Consider the following 16862-nt stretch of genomic DNA (forward strand, 5'->3'; position numbering starts at 1 on the left):
CGATGATCGCGAGCCTGCTCGGTCCTGACAACCGGTGGATGACGGCTCAACGCATCGAAGTATCCGGCGGACAGACCATCTAAGACCTACTGATTCTGGACTTTGAGATCGCTGGGCGTCCTCCGGGATTCCCGGCGAAAATTAAGCTAAAGCTTAGGCGACCGCATTGCTTGGCAATTGCTGTGAGATTTTTCTTGATCTCCCGGTGCACACGTCGTGCACACGCCGTCCTTTAGCGCATTGAAACAATTGAACTCTCGCTCCAATCCATCATTAGGAAGTTTGAGCTAGCTCCAGCCAGCGGAAGCCACTCAAGTCTAACATCCGCGCATCCAAATCTACGAGCCAGACGGCGCTCGGGTGGGGAGACAGTGTCGGTCAATCCTTATCGAAACATCAGGGATTTCGGCTTTGCTGGAACAGAACCCTACTGTTTAAGCTCCGTGCAAAAAATGGGATTTTGGCTCTAACAATGGCGTGTCAGGCGCGCTGACGTCAGCGATGCAGGCGACCGAGGTCTGCAGCGGCTTGCCTTCTTAATATCTGCGTTCGCGGACGGCGCCTGAGTCAAACCGAGAGGTCATCCATCGCCGAGAGCGAGATGGCCGCTTTGTTGCGGCTTGAGCCGTTATAACAAACGGACTTATCCCAAGATGCGAATGCCAGTCCGCGCAGCCACGTCTTTGAACCAGGCAAGCTCGTTCGCGACGATCGTTTTGGTGCTCGCACTCGTATTTTCTCGATCCCACACCTGCATGCCTGCGTTGAGAAACCGCTCGCGGGTGGTCGCTTCAACTAGGGCCGTCACGCTCGACTTGTTGAGCAGATCAAGGATACCACCCGGCAATCCGGCGGGCGCATGGAGGAGATAGGAGATATTCAGTCCAACGTCCCTCAGGCCCAATTCGCCGAAGGTTGGGATATCGGGATAGGTGGGGAAGCGCGAAAGGCTCGTTACGGCCAACGCGCGAACGAGCCCGCCCTGGATCATTCCGGCCGCTGAGCCCAGCGACGCGACTCCCCACGCGGTCTCGCCCTTCGAAATGCTTTGGACCGCCGGCGCTCCGCCGCGATAGGGAATGTGGCGGGAGGCATTCGTTGGCCCGATCCTGGTGCGCAATAGTTCGGCTGCGATATGGGGAATCGAACCCGGCCCCGAACTGGAGTAGTTCAGATCCCTTGATTTCTCCGAGCCCAGCAGCTCCAGAGCCTCGGGACAACTCCTCGCCGGAAAGTCGGGGCTGACGATGAAAGCCATCGGTGAGATGCAGATCGTCGCGACCCAGTCGAAATCGTTTAGCGGATCATATTTCACACCTTCGGTGTACATCGCCGGCCAGATTGCAAAGGACGACGATTCCGACAGAAGCAGCGTGTAGCCATCGGGGTTCTGCCGCTTCATCCACGTTGCCGCAACGGTACCGCTGGCACCCGGACGGTTTTCGACAACGAAAGCCTTGCCGCCAAGCTGCCTCGACATTCCTTCGCCGACGAGGCGCGCGGCGATATCGGTCGAGCCGCCCGGGGAGTATCCATTCAGGATGGTGACTGGACGATCGGGATAATCCAGTGCGGCAGCCGGTCCTGCGGCCAATGCAGCAGCCCCAAAACTCAACAGCCATTCACGGCGATTCATATCGCTTCCTCCTTCCCGTTTCCTCAGGAATGTCATTCGCACGAGGCTCGCGCCTCAAGCGCCGCGACAAATTTTACTGGCGGCGCGTGACCACGCCCGTCGGCGTGGCAAATCCGTCCAGGGTCCTGATCCGTTTCTCCAGCCACCAGCCGAACTCGGGCGACCAATCCTCGAAGCGAGCATTGATGCCGAGGTCATGTGCCCAATGATGGGCGATGTTTGGATTGAACTGAGACTGCCGGCCAACGGCAATGAGATCTGCCTGACCCTTTGCCAGGATCGCCTCGGCCTGCTGAGCCTCGAGGATGATGCCGACCGCCATGGTGGGAATGTCGGCTTCCTTTCGGACCCGCTCGGCAAATGGGACCTGGAATCCGAGGCTGCGCGGCACTTGGGCTGCGGTGGCGGCTCCGGAGATACCGCCCGAGGAGCAATCGACCACGTCAACACCCCGCTGCTTCAGTTCGCGTGCGAAGACGACGGTGTCGTCCATGTTCCAGCCCTCGACGGTCCCGTCGACAGATGAGACGCGAACGAACAGCGGCATCGTATCCGGCATTTCGCGGCGCACGGCCTCGACGATCTCGAGCGGCAGGCGTATCCGCCCGGCCCGGTCGCCGCCATATTCGTCAGTGCGCGTGTTGGAGACCGGCGACAGGAACGAGGCCAGCAGATAACCGTGCGCGGTGTGGATTTCGATGGTGTCGAACCCGGCAGCAACCGCCCGCCTTGCCGCAGCCGCCCACGTGCCGACCATTTTCTTGCACTCGGCCGTGGTCAGTGCCCGCGGAGTCAGCCATCCCTTGGCGACCGGCTCGGCCGTCGGCCCGACAGGCTGCCAGCTCTTGGCGCCGGCTTTCAGATTCTCCTCGGTCAGCGGTCCCATGCCCTGCATGGCGCTCTGAATCGAGGCCTTGCGGCCGGCGTGACCGATCTGGATGCCGATCGCCGTGCCCTGGCGCTTCATGAACGCAATCAGCGGCTTGAAGCTCTCGGCCTGGTCGTCGTTCCAGATGCCGAGGTCGTTCTCGTTGTTCAACCCGGCTTCCTCGACCGCCGTCACCTCGACAAAGACGAGGCCGAAGCCGCCCAGCGCGTAGCGGCCGAGATGGACGAGATGAAACGCGCCGCAGGTATGGCCGGGCTCGCTGCGGTAGTGGACCATCGGGGGCACCACGAGGCGATTCTTCAGCGTCAGCCCGCGGATCGAAAAGGGCTGGAACAGCAACGGCCGAGCCGCGCCGCCGCCGTTGGTCACTCCGTCAGTCATTCCAATGCCTCCCTGCAAACCGTATTCCTACTTGTTGTTGTCGCGTTTCGGCGGTCCCACCGATGCACGCGGGATGAATTCATTCGGCACGAGAACGCTGCGCGCTTCATGCGAGTTACCGTTTCGAATCCGGTCGAGCAGCATGCCGGCGGCAATCCGGCCGACCTCCGCCTGATCCCACCCGATCACGGCGATCGGCGGCGAGAACAACTCGGCCAGTTCGGAATGGCCCGACGCGACCACCGAGACGTCTTCCGGTATCCTCAGATTGCGTCCCCGTATCGCACGCAGCACGCCCGACAACATGTCGAGGCCGCCCGAGATGATGGCCGTCGGCGGATTGCGCTGGCCGAGCATCGCCGAGGTGAAACGGAATCCCGCGCCGGGCAGAAAGCTTCCGACATGAAGCAGCGACGGATCAGGCTCCAGGCCCCGCGCGGCATAGGCCTCCCGGTAGCCGCGGACGCGTTCGCGCGCGGGATAAAGACCGCGCTCGCCGGTGATCAGGGCGATGCGACGGTGCCCGAGATCCAGCAAATGGCTGACGGCAAGACGCATGCCTTCAGCGTGATCGGCCATCACGGCATCCGCCCAGGTTGTCTGATCGCGATCGATCAATACGATGGGAATGTCGAGGTCGCGAAGGAAAGCTTCGAAATCACCGGAGATGGCCGTGTACGGCCCCATCATCACGCCGTCGGCCTGCCGCCGCGACAGACGGCTGAGCAACTCCCGCTCGCGCTCCATGCGGCCTTCCGAATTGGAGATGACGAGTGAGAAGCCGACTTCGTCGAGCACGTCATGGGCGGCTTTGACGAACCCCGCGAGCTGCGGGATGTTGATCTCGCGCAGGATGCAGCCGATCGTATGGGTCGACCCCATGCGCATGCTGCGAGCCACCGCGTTCGGCGAATAGCCGAGATCGTCGATCGCCTTCTGGACTTTGCGACGAATTTCCGGGCGAACGGTGGCGTTGCCATTGAGGACGCGCGACACCGTGCCGGTGGAAACCCCGGCAGCGGTCGCCACGTCGTGGATCGTCAGCTTGCTTCCGCGACTTGTCATCCGCCGTCCGCCATTGATCGCCTGTCGTTGACCATCGTTGTTCGATTCTGGCGTATGATACACGGAATTGAATCCCGGATGGTGATCTGAAGGTCTAGGCTATGACGGGGTCGCGGTTCAGACCTCGAAGGCCCATTGCTCCGCAACCAGGCTGTACTTTCCCGCCTCGCGTCGCATGTGGCCGAAGCCCGGAAAATGCAGGTGCATGCCGCCGACCAGCATGTCGTCGGTCACCACCATGTCGAATATCATCTGCCGCGCCACCGCGGCGGCTTCGGGGTCGGTGTCGAACTCCATCGTCACTTCGGGGCGCGCCACCTGGATTTCGGGCACATGGACCGTATCGCCCCAGATCACCATCGAGCTGCCGCCCGACGAGACGACATAGGCGGTGTGGCCGGGCGTGTGGCCGGCGATCGGGATCGCGGTCACGCCGGGCAGCACTTCGCCCTTCTTGAAGGTACGGACGCGGTCGGCCGCCATGTAGGGCTTGATCTGGGTACGTCCGGCTTCGAAATATCGGCGGCGGGGACGCTCGGCCGCCTTGGCCATCGCCTCGTCGTTGAACCAGTGATTGATCTCGTTTTCGTGCACGATGACTTCGGCATTCCGGAACAGCCGCTGTCCCGTCGCCACGTCCGTCAGGCCGTTGGAATGGTCGGGATGAACATGGGTCAGGAGCACCGCGTCCACCGAGTCCGGGTCGATGCCGGCGGAGGCGAGATTGGCCGGCAGCCGACCGCAGGTCGGCCCCATCAGGTCGGCAGAGCCGCAGTCGACGAGATAGGTGCGGCCGCCGACGCGCAAGGCAAAGGCGTTGACCGAAATGCGCGGCGGCGAGGTGCGATGATCCCGCGCCAGGATGGCCTTGGTCTCGTCTTCGGGAATATTTCGGAAGATCGTATACCCCATGTCGACGTAGCCATCGCTGAGGCCGGTGACCAGCACGTCGCCGAGCCGGCGATGATAGACGCCTGGAACCTGGGTCGCGAACAGATTGCTCATCGGGCTTCCTCTTGAAAAAATCTTGCAACGAGCGCGGGATCGTCGCGCCGATGGTGCCAGCTGCGGCCGACGCGAAGGCCGGTCTTCGACCAGAGCCTGATCTGCATCAGCGCGTAGGCCCAGGTGGCCGCGAAGACGTCCATCACCGGTGCGCCGGCGATCTCGCGGACACCGTGGCGGACAAGGAGTTCGGCCAGCACGCCCTCGGCCGGAATGATCACGTCGGCTCCGCGCGCCACCAGGCGCGCGGCCACGGCCGTGAAGTTGGCGATGACCGGGGCCGGATCGGCGTAGGCGCGCGCCAGCGCCGGCTCGTCCAGCGCCGGGTCCATCGACGCGACCTCGAGCACGCGGGCGGCGAGCTTGTGCTTGTCGACCGCGACCTTCGTCATCCACTGCACGGCGGGTGCATTGGAGACCAGCGCCACGTAGCTGCCGAGCGAGCAGCCGACCAGCAACCCGCTCTCTGTGAGCGAGGCGACGGGGATATCGACCGCGGAGCGGATCTCGCGCAGGAACGGCTCGCTGAACGAGCCGATGACGAAGGCATCGTAGCCCTGCTTCTCGGCCGTGATTGCATAGTCGATGACCCGATCGAGAATGCGGTGATAGGCAAAGGCATTGCCCAGCACCGCCGTCGCCGAGGCACCACCATACGCGCCGGCCGGAAGCCCGTGGACGACGACCTTTGCGTCATCGCCAAGGACCTCCGCCGCATGGGCTTCCAGCGCCCGCTTGTAGACATCGAAGTAATCGAGCTCGTTGACCGACTGATGCCAGATGCGCGGCACTGCGCCCTTGTTCGCCGTCGCGTCCGTCATGCGACGACCCGGTCGGCCGTCAGGCGCAGCGAGCGGATCGAGTCGAGCTCCTCCAGATTCCAGAGCTGCTCGAACAGATCAGCGGCTTGCCCGCGCTCGAAAACCCGCGTCGCGCAATCCATGAACTTTTCCTTCAGTTCCTCGCGCGAGAGCGGCCGCTGCCAGCTACCCTTGGCGTACACCACGGGGTCATGCTGCAACACCTCGCCGGACGCGAGCACGACGCTGACCTGGTCGGACGGGGCAAAGGGCTGATCCCCGACCATGATCTCATCGGTCGTCGTGCAGCGGACTTTCGCAAATGTTGCACCGACATCCGGCCGCGACACGAACTCGTCCGTCAGCTCGGAGAGGCTGACCCGTCCGGCGATCAGCGCCGAAGCCATGGCGAATTCCATGCTGAATTTGGCCTCGAGGCCGGTCTGCGGATTGGTGTTGCGAAGCATCAGCTTCTGCGTGGTACCGGTGTGGACGCGAATTTCGCGCACGTCATCCGGCTTCAGCTTGTGCCGGTTCACCAGACCCAGCATCGCATCGATCGAACGATGGGTCGCATAACAGGTCGGATACCGCTTCACGCAGACGCCGAGCTCCGCCAGACGCCAGTTCTTGCCGATATCGATCGTCCCATTCTCGATATTGGGAGCGCCCGACGGCGAATGCGCGCGAAGAAAGCCGGTCCGGTGTTCCAGAACGTCGAGAGACCCGGTGAACCCCTGGTCGGCCAGGCGCGCCGCGAGCACGCCCGACTGCGCGGTCCGGCCGGCATGCAGCGACTTGGTCATGGTGCCGAAATTGGCGACGAGGCCGGCCGCGAGCGAAGCAGCGATGGCAATGGCATGTGCCGTCTTCTCGCGATCGAGCTTGCGCAGACGCGCGCAGGCCGCGGCGGTGGCGAGCGTGCCCATGATCGCCGTCGGATGGAAACCGCGCTCGTGCAAATGACCCGGCTCCAGCGCGAGGACCTGCGCCCACAGCTCGTATCCCGCGACATAGGCCGCAAGCGCGTCGCTGCCGTTCGCGCCCAGCGACCAGCCCTCCGCCAGGATCGCGGGCACAAGCACCGCGCTCGGATGACCGGCGATCGCGACGTCATCATAGTCGAGCACATGCGCCGCGACGCCGTTGACCAGCGCGGCGTCGGGGGCCGCCAGATTCCGGCCCGCCGGAATTTCCGGCGCCCCGTCGTTTTGCGTCGAGGTGGCAAGCATCGCCGATACGATGCGGACCGGTTGTTCCCGCGCGCCGGCGATCATGACGCCGACGCAATCGATGATGCCGGTCCGCGCGGCCTCGCGGCACCTGTCGGGCAGATCGGAGGATACGAGGCCCGCGACGAAGTCGGCGGTCTGACGAGTGATATCGGGCATGGTCGTCTCCTCAGTAGGAACGGGGCAGACCGAGCACGTGCTGCGCGACATAGGCCAGCACCATGTTGGTCGAGATCGGGGCGGTCTGATACAGGCGCACCTCGCGCCACTTGCGCTCGACGTCGTATTCCTGCGCGAACGCGAATCCACCGTGAGTCTGGAAGGTCGTGTCGGCCGCCTTCCAGGTGGCTTCGGAAGCGAGCAGCTTGGCGATATTGGCGTCCGCACCGCAAGGCTGTCCCGCCTGGAACAGCGCAGCGGCGCGCCGACACATCATGTCGGCAGCCTCGAGTTCGGCGTAGGCGCGCGCCAGCGGGAACTGGATGCCCTGGTTCTGGCCAATAGAGCGGCCGAAGACACGCCGTTCGTTGGCATAGGCGACGCCCTTGTTCAGAAGCCAGCGTCCGTCGCCGACGCATTCGGATGCCACCAGGATGCGCTCGGCGTTCATGCCGTCGAGGATGTAGCGGAATCCCTTGCCTTCCTCGCCGATGAGGTTGGCAGCCGGCACCTTCAGATTCTCGATGAACACTTCGGTGGTGTTGTGGTTGACCATCGCCTTGATGGGGCGGATTTCGATGCCGTTACCCTTGGCCTCACGCAGGTCCACCAGGAAAACAGAGAGCCCTTCGGTGCGCCCCCTCACCTGGTCGATCGGCGTGGTGCGCGCCAGCAGGAGCATGAGATCGGAATGCAGCGCGCGCGACGTCCAGACCTTCTGGCCGTTGACGACGTAGACATCTCCCTGACGCTCGGCACGTGTCTTGAGCTGGGTCGTGTCCGAACCCGTGTTGGGCTCAGTCACGCCGAAGGCCTGGAGCCGCAACCGCCCCGCCGCGATCTCCGGCAGATAGGTCCGCTTCTGCAGCTCGCTGCCATGACGAAGCAACGTCCCCATGATGTACATTTGCGCATGCGCCGGGGCGGCGCTGCAGCCGTTGGCGTTGATCTCCTCGAGGATCACCGCCGCTGCCCGCAGCGGCAGACCCGAGCCGCCATATTCCTCCGGAATCAGCGCGCCGAGGAAGCCCGCCTCCGTCAGAGCCACAACGAATTCGGTGGGATAGCCACTCCGGTCATCCAGCTTCCGCCAGTATTCGCCGGGAAAGCCCTTGCAGATCTGCCGCACCGAGTTTCGCAGATCGGAAAAATCCTCACCTAGTGCAACGGTGACTTCCATGTCCGCCGCGTGAGATGCATCGTGATAGTTCATGTTGTATCCTTTCAAGCGGCGGCGCTGGCCGAGACGCGGTACGTTTTGGGCAATCCGGCGCGCGCGATCGCGCCGGAGAATCGCTCGCCCGGCAGCCAGCTCTCGACCTCCCGTCGCAAGGTAACGAGCTTTTCGACGTCGGCTCCGGTATCGAAGCCGAGCTGTTCGAGCAGGAACACGGTGTCCTCGGTGTCGATGTTGCCGGTGGCACCCGGCGCAAACGGGCATCCGCCGAGCCCGGCGAGCGAAGCGTCGAACGCACGCACGCCGGCTTCAAGCGCAGCCGTCACGTTGGCGAGGCCGAGACCGCGCGTGTCGTGAAAATGGCAAGCGACCGGCAACGGACGGACGGCTGCGATCACGGCCGCCATCAGCCTGCGGACCTGGCCGGGATCACCATAGCCGACGGTATCGGCGACGATGATCTCATCGGCTCCCATCCCGGCGAGCCGCTCGGCGATCCCGATCACCCGTGCTTCCGAGACCGCCCCCGAAATGGTGCAGCCGAACGCAGTCGCGATTCCCGCGCCAAGCCCGATCCGCGCGCCCGGACGCTGGTCGCGCGCTGCCGCGATACGCTCGAAGTCGATCAGGGACTCTTCGGTACTGCGGCGAACATTGGCTTGATTGTGCTCCTCGCTCGCCGACAGCACGTAGTTCACCATCGGCACGCCAAGCGCGAAGGCCCGCTCCGCACCCTTCAGGTTCGGCACAAGGACCGACGGCCGCAACCCAGTCATCTCCAGCGCGCCGCGCGCGACCTCCTCCGCATCGGCAAATTGCGGAATGACCTTGGCCGGCACGAACGACGTCACTTCGATTTCGCGTATCCCGGCTTCCAAGGCGCCCCGGCACCAGGCGAGCTTGCGGGCAGTCGGCAGGATGCTCTTGACCATCTGGATGCCGTCTCGTGGTCCGACTTCGCGGACATGGGCTTTCTCGCGCATCTTGCGGTCTCCTCTATTTGCCCTGGAAGTTCGGCTTGCGGCGCTCGTTGAAGGCGAGCACGCCCTCGCGCCGGTCCGCCGTCGGAACCAGCCGGTTGTAGGCCTCGATCTCGAAGGCAAGGCCGTCGGAGAGCGACATCTGCAGACCGCGATGGATCGCCTGCTTGGCCTGGCGCACCGAGATCGGGCCATTGGCGGCAATGCGATGGGCGATCGCGAAGGTCGCCTCCAGCAATTCTCCCGGCGGCAGCACGCGGTTGACCAAGCCCCATTGCTCGGCCTCGGCGGCGGAAAACGGCATCCCGGAGAGGATCAGTTCCTTGGCGCGACGCTCACCGACGGCGCGCGCCAGATTTTGCGTGCCGCCCCCGCCCGGCATGATGCCGAGTGTCACTTCGGTCAGCGCAAAGCGGGCATTGGTCGAGGCATAGACGAAGTCGAGCGCCGCCGCGATCTCGCAGCCGCCGCCGTAAGCCGCGCCGTTGATCGCCCCGATCACTGGAATCGGGCAGCCCAGCAACGCGCGCAGCATGCGCTCGAACACGAGGTGCTGCGCCTGCCAGGCGTCGTCCGTCATGCCATTGCGCTGCTTCAAGTCGCCGCCGGCGCAGAACGCCTTGTCGCCGTGCCCGGTGAGGATCACGGCCCGCAGCCCCTCGATGTCGGTCGAGAAGCCCTCGAACAGCGCGACCAGATCGAGGCCCATCTGGGTGTTCATGGCATTGGACGCCTCCGGCCGGTGCAGCGTCACCAGCAGGATGTTGCCGTCGCGGCGTTCGACTTTGATGGTCTGGAAATCACTTTGCATTGTTCGTTCCCTTGCTGGCGGGTATCCGATGGACGGCGTTGTGCTGACCGAGCGCCGGTGCCGCGGTCCGCGCGCGGGGCCGCGCGCCGTCGAAGGCGAGCGGGATGCCCACGAGCTCGATATCGTCGTCCGAGCAGCGCACCATCATGTCGAGCGCCCGGGTTTGCGGATGCCGGGCCACCTGATCGGTTGTCAGGAGCGGGGCGTTCGGAACGCCGGCCGCATCCAGAATCTTCCCGAGCGCATCGGCCGAATGGCGGCGCACGGTCGACTGGATCTGCGGGATCAGCCGCTCGCGGTTGACGACCCGCGCCGCATTGGTCGCGAAGTCGGGATCGGAAGCGAGTGTCTCGAGCTTCAACGCGCTGCACAGCTTGCGGAACAGATTGTCATTGCCGGCGGCGATCATCAGCCAGCCGTCGGACGCCTCGAAGGCCTGATAGGGTGCGATTTCCGCCGTGCCCGACCCGTAGGGCTTGCGGACTTCGCCGGACGCCGCGTAGCCGGCCAGCGGCACCGTCATCCATGCAAGACCCGTCTCATAAAGCGAGGTCGCGACGCTGCGGCCCTCGCCGTTCTTGTTGCGCGCGACCAGGGCCGCGAGCATTCCAATCACCGCCCACATGCCGGAGCCCATGTCGACGAGGGAAACGCCGACCCGCACGGGCGGACGATCGCCTTCGCCGGTCACGCTCATGATGCCCGTGCTCGCCTGCGCGAGCGGGTCGTATCCCGGCTTGCTGGCGAGCGGCCCCGTGGCGCCGAACGCGCCGATGTCGCACCAGATCAACGACGGCTTGCTTGCGCGCAGCGCGTCGGCCGTCAGACCGAACTTATCCAATATCCCGGGCCGCAGATTCTGGATGACCGCATCCGCCTCTTTCAAGATCAGCGATCTCAGTCTCTCGCAGTCGTCGGGATCGCCGAAGTCGATTGCGATTCCCTCCTTCCCGCGATTGAGACTGTGGAACACGCTCGCAGTCCCATTCCAGAACGGCGGTCCCCAGCCGCGCGCGTAATCGCCGCTCTTGGGATTTTCGACCTTGATCACATGTGCGCCGAGATCGGCCAGAATGAGACCCGCATAGGGCGCGGCGACGCTGTGACCCAGCTCGATCACGGTAATGCCTGCGAGGGGCTTGTCGACGTCGGCCATCAGATCCTCCCGGCGGACGACACGGCCGCAGCCATGCCGGTCATCATCAAAACAACGCTCATCTTGCGAGAAATCCTCCGTCGACCGGCAGTGTGACGCCGGTAATCATGCTTGCGGCTGGGCTGGACAGGAACAGAATGGCTGCGGCAACTTCCTCAGGCTCGGCCAACCGATGCATGGGTGTCGCCTCGATGACATGAGCCGCCTTGACGGGATCGGCCATCATGCCGGCGATGAAATTCGTCCTGACAAAGGTCGGCGCAACCGCATTGACGCGGATGCCGTCGCCGACCCATTCGAGGGCAAGCGCGCGCGTCATGTTGACGACGCCGCCCTTGGTCGTCTGATAGGCCACGTTGGGATACAGTCCGCCCGACAATCCCATGATCGATGCCGTATTGACGATGGCTCCGGAGCGGCCGCGCATGGTGCGAGCCGCGACCCTCGCGCAGAGGAACATGCCCGTCAGGTTCACGGCGAGAACGCGATTCCAGCTGTCGACGGACAGCGTATCGGCCGCTTCGCGTACGGCGAGACCGGCATTGTTCACCAGGATATCGACCGGCCCGAGCGTACCGACCACGCGGGAGAACGCCGCTTCGACCGCCGCCTCGTCGGAGACATCGGCGGTCACGGCCATCGCCTTGCCGTCGGCATCAACAATCTGCGCCCGGACGGCTTCGGCCTTTGCCGCATCGTGGTCGAGCACAGCCACCGACGCGCCGGCCGCCGCAAGCAGCAGCGCCGCAGCGCGCCCGATCCCGTCGCCGCCGCCCGTCACGACCGCGCACTTTCCCCGGACCAGGAACTGCTCCAACGGCTTTGACGCCTTGTCTTCGGTCATTCGGTTCATCGCCTCGCGCATATCCGGCTCACGACTTGTCCTGCGCGTTGTCGGCAACCAGCACCGCGCCGTTGACGAAGCTCGCACGGTCGGACAACGCGAAGACGATCAGATTGGCGAGCTCTTCCGGCGTCCCCCAGCGCGTGTTGCGCATCGAGTTGCTTTCCGACCAGCGCTTCCGCTCGGCTTCCGCTTCCTCCGGGCCCAGATTTCTCTTGGCGAGCTCGCGCTCCCATTTCGCGAAGCGCTCCGGTGTGTTGACGAAGCCGGGGACGACGCAGTTGACGCGGATGTTATGCGGCCCGAATTCGTTGGCGAGAATCTTCGAGAAGCGAATCTCGGCCGATTTGGCCGGCCCGGTGCACGACGACAGGAACGGTGGCATCGTCACCATGATCCCGGTCTCGCCCGAGACATTGACGATGCTGCCGCCGTTCTGAGCGACCATGATCGGAACGATGCGCTGGCAGATCCGGAACTGGGCGAAGAAATTGATCGCCATGCCATATTGCAGTTCCTCGTCGGTCACCTCCAGGAACGGCTTGTACGTGCCGGTGCCCGCATTGTTGACGAGGATATCGATACGGCCGAGACGGTCGCGCGCGACCTGCGGCAGTCGCTCGATCTGCTTGAGGTCGGTGACGTCGAGGGAGAAGGTCTCGACCTTGACCCCGGTCGTCCTCTCGACGTCCTCGCGGCATTCGGCCAGCGCGTCCTCGCGCCGCGAACAGACCAGGACCTTGACGCCCTCCTCCGCCAGCAAACGCACGGTCTCGAGACCGATGCCCTTGCTGCCGCCGGTGACGATGGCCGTCTTGCCTTCAAGTCCGAGCTTCATGTCCTGGTCTCTTTGGTTGATCCGGTCAGCCGGTCGAGCAAGGTGCGGATCGGCATCGATCCGCCATTGCCGGCCGCGGCAAGGACGTCCACGGCGAGGCTTCTTGCCTCGGCCGCCGGCATTCCCGCGCCAGACATGCGGTTCTCGAACACATCGGCGGCCCGTGCTTCGTCCTGGAACACGAGAACCTGCGGCGCCTCGCGCGAGTTGCGGCGATGGCGCGTGCCATCCTGCAGCTCGATCTCCACGCTCGCATCGAGATGCGTGCCGATATCGTCGGGCTCGACCGTCGTCTTCGCGACGAGCGCCATGATCTCCGGGTCCTGGCGGTGCTCGACGCCCATGTCGTAGTTCAGCCGCCCGTAGCGCAGCATGGCAGCGACCGCGAAGGCAGTGCTGGCCTGGGTCTGCACGGTCCTCGTGAAAGGACCCTTGAACGACGTGCCGGGATATTCCGTATAGGGACGCCAGATCGCGACCGTGATCCGCTTCACCAGGGACAGATCGATGCGGTCGCGGTGGACCGCGTGGGCCGCCAGCACGGCGGACATGTTGTCGCCGAGGGTGGCAAAGGGTTTTGCCATGATGCCGATCATCGTCGCGGCGTCGGGAGCCTCGCGCCATTGGACGGGCGCGTGCTCGAGGCCGGCCAGCGAACGCAACAGGCCCTTCGGGCCTTCCAGCGCATCGGGCGCGCCCTGGACGCTATGTGCCGCGAGTTCGGCCGCGATGAGGCCTCCATGGGCGGCGCGACCGTTCTGCACGCGCCATTCGTCCGAGCCGCAACGCACCGGCTCGAGCGTGCCACCGGTCGTGCAGGCCGCGATCGCGATCGCATTCGTGGCCTTTGCAGCATCGAGCCCGAGCAGGACGGCGCCCGCCGCTGCCGCGCCGATGGTGCCGAAGGTCGGACTTGTGCGCACGCCGCGGCCGATGAGACCACGGGCAACGGCTTCGCCGGCGCCGAGCCATTTCAGCGCGGCATAGCCGGTGGTGAGCGCCTTCAGCACGGTGCTCAGCGGCGCATCCAGCGTCTCGCCCAGCGACACCGCGACCGGCGAGATCAGGGATCCCGGATGGGTCCAGGAATCGTGATCGGTATCGTCCTGGAAATGCGCATGGACGGCGACGCCGTTGGCGAGCACCGCCTCCGACAAGGCCGCGTGCCTGCCGTCGGCCCAGATGCGCGCGGTTCGTGGCCCCTTCGGAACCTGTGTGGTCATCGACCGTGCGGCGACGGCCGTCGGCTCGGCACGTGCGGCAACCGCAAGTCCCAGCGAATCGAGCAGGCAGATGGCGGCCTTCGTCGCGACGTCAGGAGCAAGCCTGGTGGTCGCCGCCGTCGCGGCAAATGCGCCCAAGCGGGCGGTGGCATTCATGGCCGCCATCAGAGATACTCCTCGGCCAGTGCCACGTCGCGAATTTCGTCGGCGGTGCCGCTGCGCCGGATTTCGCCGCCGCGCATGACATAGCCTCGCGTTGCCAGCTTCAACGCCGGGCGGGCCATCTGCTCGGTGACGAGAATGGTCGTGCCACGCTTCTGCATGTGCCGGATCGCCTCGCTGATCTGTGCGATCCAGACCGGTGCAAGCCCCAGGAAAGGCTCGTCCAGCAGCAGCAGCTTGGGAAACGAACTCATCGCGCGCGCCAGAGCGACGATCTGTTGCTGGCCGCCGGACAATTGCCCGGCCGGCTGGTCGGCACGCTCCTGCAGGATCGGAAAGATGCCGCAGAGCCAGCTCCATGCCTCGCGCTGGGCCGCACGGCCGCGCCCGCAGGCACCGCTCAGAACATTGTCGGCGACCGACATGGTCGCGAAGACGCGGCGGCCTTCGGGCGAGTAGCCCATTCCGGCGCGAGCACGCCCATCGCACGACACGGCGCTGATATCCGCGCCCGAGAAGCGCACGCTGCCGCGCGACGCCGGTACCAGCCCGATCACGGCATTGATCAGGCTCGACTTGCCGGCGCCGTTGGCGCCGACCAGCAGGACCGTCTCGCCTTCAGCAACGTCGATCGAGACGCCGCGGATCGCCGTGATGCCGCCGTAGCGGACTTCGAGGTCTTCCACCGCCAGCATCATGCCGCATCCTCGTCCACCGCGCCGAGATAGGCATCGATCACGTCCTTGCGCGCCAGCACCTCGACGGGAGCTCCTTCGGCCAGCACACGGCCGGAATCGAGCACCATGATCTTCGGGCAGAGGCGGCGCACGAGATCCATGTCGTGCTCGACAATCAGCACGCCGCAGCCGAGCTCTGTCCTCACATGTCGAACGAAGGCATCGACCCGGAGGCGTTCCCGCCGCTCGAGACCGGCCGCCGGCTCGTCCAGCAACAGCACCTTGGGACGGACCGCGCAGGCGAGAATGAGACCCAGCATCTTCTGCAGCCCGTAAGGCAGCTTGTCGCTCTGCTCGTCGAGCTGCGGCCCGAGCTCGAACTCGTCGATCAACGGTGCGATCGTCTTCCAGACCCGTTCGCCGCCGCCGCTGAAACGCACGGCGCGCGAGATGTTTTCGCGGACCGTTGCCGTCCGGAAGGTATTCGTCTGCTGGAAGCTGCGGACGATTCCCATGCGGCTGACGGCATGAAGGGGCTTGCCCGTCATCTCCTTGCCGTCCAGCCGGACATTTCCAGTTGTTGGTGGCAGCATCCCGCAAATGACGTTGATCAGCGTGGTCTTGCCGGCGCCGTTTGGTCCAATGACGCCAAGCACTTCACCGGGCGCGATGGTAAAGCTGATGCCGTTGAACACATGCAGCCCGCCAAAGCGCTTGGAGATCGAAACGACTTCGAGGCGCGCGCCGCCACGCGTGAGATCCACGGGTTGGAGCGTCATTGCAGTGGCTCCATCGCATTGGGCACGCTCAGCGTTGGAGAGGACTTCGGAGAGTAGGACGAAGACGGGGACGACGGTGCCGGTGAGACCAGACGGACGCCGAGGCGATAGATCGTCCCGACGATGCCGTCGCGTGCCACCAGCACTACCACGACGATCAGGAAGCCAAACAGGAACTGGGAATACTCCCCGCGCAAGGCGAAGATGTCCCCCGCCCAGATCAGCAATGCGCCGCCGACGATCGGACCAAGCATGCTGCTCTTTCCGCCGATGATCGCATAGGCGATGTAGTTCACCGACGACAGCGCGCTGAACGACGTTGGATGCGCTGTCAACAGCATGTTGACCAGCGCGAAGCCCGCGAGGCCCGACACACCGGCCGCGATGGCGAAGCCAAACGCCTTGTAATGCCAGACGACGAGCCCGAGGCTCTGGGCAAGCAGCTCGTTTTCATCGATGGCCGCGAAATGCTGGCGCAGACCGCGCGTCACCGACGCCGTGACGACTGCGCCGGCGAGCGCCAGACCGATGGTCACCAGCAGCACCGCCCGGTTGTCGCCGAGCTCGATGCCGAAGAACGTCACGGCGGGCATGCCGACGAGGCCGTTGGCGCCGCCGGTCCATCCCGGCGTTTCGAACAGGACAAGTTGCGTGATCTCGGTAATGACGAAGGTGACGAGAACGAAGTAGACGCCGGTCAGCCGCAGCACCAGTGCACCGAGTGGCAACGCAAACAGCGCCGGTACGATGAAGCTGGCGAGGCCGAGTAGGATGACGTCGGTCACGCCATGGCGAAGCCCGAGGATCGCCACCGTATAGCCGCCGATCGCCATGAAGGTCGGCACCGCGAAGGTCATCAGGTTCATGCGCAGCATGATGTAGACGCTGAAGGCCGCCGTGATTGCGATCAGCATCTGATTGGCCAGCGAATAGACCATCGGATTCTCAGTGATCCACGGGACCACGAACACGGATGCGATGACGAGAACCCCCGCCATCTCGGCGGCGCCTCCGCCGCGTAGCTTGGCTCGTGCGAGCTGGATCATGG

16 protein-coding genes and 1 pseudogene are annotated in these 16862 nt (G+C 64.7%); 1 reads left to right on the forward strand and 16 read right to left on the reverse strand.

Annotated features, from left to right (window positions below; genetic code table 11):
• Positions 1-83: pseudogene (locus tag UNPF46_RS38285) on the forward strand (3-oxoacyl-ACP reductase); the annotation flags it as partial.
• 560 nt (positions 84-643) lie between these two features.
• Here UNPF46_RS38285 and UNPF46_RS15470 read toward each other — a convergent pair.
• From UNPF46_RS15470 to UNPF46_RS15545, 16 genes are all read right to left on the reverse strand, one after another.
• Positions 644-1636 carry a Bug family tripartite tricarboxylate transporter substrate binding protein gene (locus UNPF46_RS15470; protein ID WP_181769947.1) on the reverse strand — a complete coding sequence of 331 codons (993 nt, stop codon included), beginning with the start codon at positions 1634-1636 and terminating at the stop codon, positions 644-646.
• A 73-nt stretch (positions 1637-1709) separates the two neighbouring features.
• Positions 1710-2906 carry an NADH:flavin oxidoreductase/NADH oxidase gene (locus tag UNPF46_RS15475; RefSeq protein WP_142250559.1) on the reverse strand — a complete coding sequence of 399 codons (1197 nt, stop codon included), beginning with the start codon at positions 2904-2906 and terminating at the stop codon, positions 1710-1712.
• A 27-nt stretch (positions 2907-2933) separates the two neighbouring features.
• A complete protein-coding gene (locus UNPF46_RS15480; protein WP_142250560.1) occupies positions 2934-3971 on the reverse strand; it encodes a LacI family DNA-binding transcriptional regulator in 1038 nt (345 codons plus the stop codon).
• 117 nt (positions 3972-4088) lie between these two features.
• Positions 4089-4976, reverse strand: coding sequence for an MBL fold metallo-hydrolase (locus tag UNPF46_RS15485; RefSeq protein ID WP_142250561.1), 888 nt, complete (start codon positions 4974-4976; stop codon positions 4089-4091).
• Positions 4973-5797 carry an aspartate/glutamate racemase family protein gene (locus UNPF46_RS15490; RefSeq protein WP_142250562.1) on the reverse strand — a complete coding sequence of 275 codons (825 nt, stop codon included), beginning with the start codon at positions 5795-5797 and terminating at the stop codon, positions 4973-4975. Before UNPF46_RS15490 ends, UNPF46_RS15485 begins: the two co-directional genes overlap by 4 nt.
• Positions 5794-7167 carry an MmgE/PrpD family protein gene (locus UNPF46_RS15495; RefSeq protein WP_142250563.1) on the reverse strand — a complete coding sequence of 458 codons (1374 nt, stop codon included), beginning with the start codon at positions 7165-7167 and terminating at the stop codon, positions 5794-5796. Before UNPF46_RS15495 ends, UNPF46_RS15490 begins: the two co-directional genes overlap by 4 nt.
• 10 nt (positions 7168-7177) lie before the next feature.
• Positions 7178-8380 (reverse strand): acyl-CoA dehydrogenase family protein, encoded by a 1203-nt coding sequence (locus UNPF46_RS15500; protein WP_142250564.1) that lies wholly within the window; start codon positions 8378-8380, stop codon positions 7178-7180.
• Positions 8381-8391: 11 nt separating this feature from the next.
• Positions 8392-9327 carry a hydroxymethylglutaryl-CoA lyase gene (locus tag UNPF46_RS15505; RefSeq protein ID WP_142250565.1) on the reverse strand — a complete coding sequence of 312 codons (936 nt, stop codon included), beginning with the start codon at positions 9325-9327 and terminating at the stop codon, positions 8392-8394.
• A 13-nt stretch (positions 9328-9340) separates the two neighbouring features.
• Positions 9341-10135 (reverse strand): enoyl-CoA hydratase/isomerase family protein, encoded by a 795-nt coding sequence (locus UNPF46_RS15510; RefSeq protein WP_142250566.1) that lies wholly within the window; start codon positions 10133-10135, stop codon positions 9341-9343.
• Positions 10125-11291, reverse strand: a complete 1167-nt coding sequence (locus UNPF46_RS15515; protein ID WP_142250567.1) for a CaiB/BaiF CoA transferase family protein — start codon at positions 11289-11291, stop codon at positions 10125-10127. Before UNPF46_RS15515 ends, UNPF46_RS15510 begins: the two co-directional genes overlap by 11 nt.
• A 58-nt stretch (positions 11292-11349) precedes the next feature.
• On the reverse strand, positions 11350-12135 hold the full coding sequence (locus UNPF46_RS15520) for an SDR family NAD(P)-dependent oxidoreductase (RefSeq protein ID WP_142250568.1): 786 nt from the start codon (positions 12133-12135) through the stop codon (positions 11350-11352).
• 28 nt (positions 12136-12163) lie between these two features.
• The gene (locus tag UNPF46_RS15525; RefSeq protein ID WP_142250569.1) at positions 12164-12973 is read right to left on the reverse strand and encodes an SDR family NAD(P)-dependent oxidoreductase; all 810 of its coding nucleotides are present in this window, start codon (positions 12971-12973) and stop codon (positions 12164-12166) included.
• Complete coding sequence (locus tag UNPF46_RS15530; RefSeq protein WP_246668662.1) at positions 12970-14361, reverse strand: MmgE/PrpD family protein; 1392 nt, start codon at positions 14359-14361, stop codon at positions 12970-12972. The genes UNPF46_RS15525 and UNPF46_RS15530 overlap by 4 nt, the downstream gene beginning before the upstream one ends.
• Complete coding sequence (locus UNPF46_RS15535) at positions 14361-15056, reverse strand: ABC transporter ATP-binding protein (protein ID WP_246668663.1); 696 nt, start codon at positions 15054-15056, stop codon at positions 14361-14363. Before UNPF46_RS15535 ends, UNPF46_RS15530 begins: the two co-directional genes overlap by 1 nt.
• On the reverse strand, positions 15053-15814 hold the full coding sequence (locus UNPF46_RS15540) for an ABC transporter ATP-binding protein (RefSeq protein ID WP_142250570.1): 762 nt from the start codon (positions 15812-15814) through the stop codon (positions 15053-15055). Before UNPF46_RS15540 ends, UNPF46_RS15535 begins: the two co-directional genes overlap by 4 nt.
• Entirely contained in the window at positions 15811-16860 is a 1050-nt protein-coding gene (locus tag UNPF46_RS15545) for a branched-chain amino acid ABC transporter permease (RefSeq protein ID WP_142250571.1), read from the reverse strand. The genes UNPF46_RS15540 and UNPF46_RS15545 overlap by 4 nt, the downstream gene beginning before the upstream one ends.
• Positions 16861-16862 lie beyond the last annotated feature (2 nt).

The sequence above is a fragment of the Bradyrhizobium sp. UNPF46 genome, from assembly GCF_006658625.1.
GTDB classification, from domain to species: domain Bacteria; phylum Pseudomonadota; class Alphaproteobacteria; order Rhizobiales; family Xanthobacteraceae; genus Bradyrhizobium; species Bradyrhizobium nitroreducens.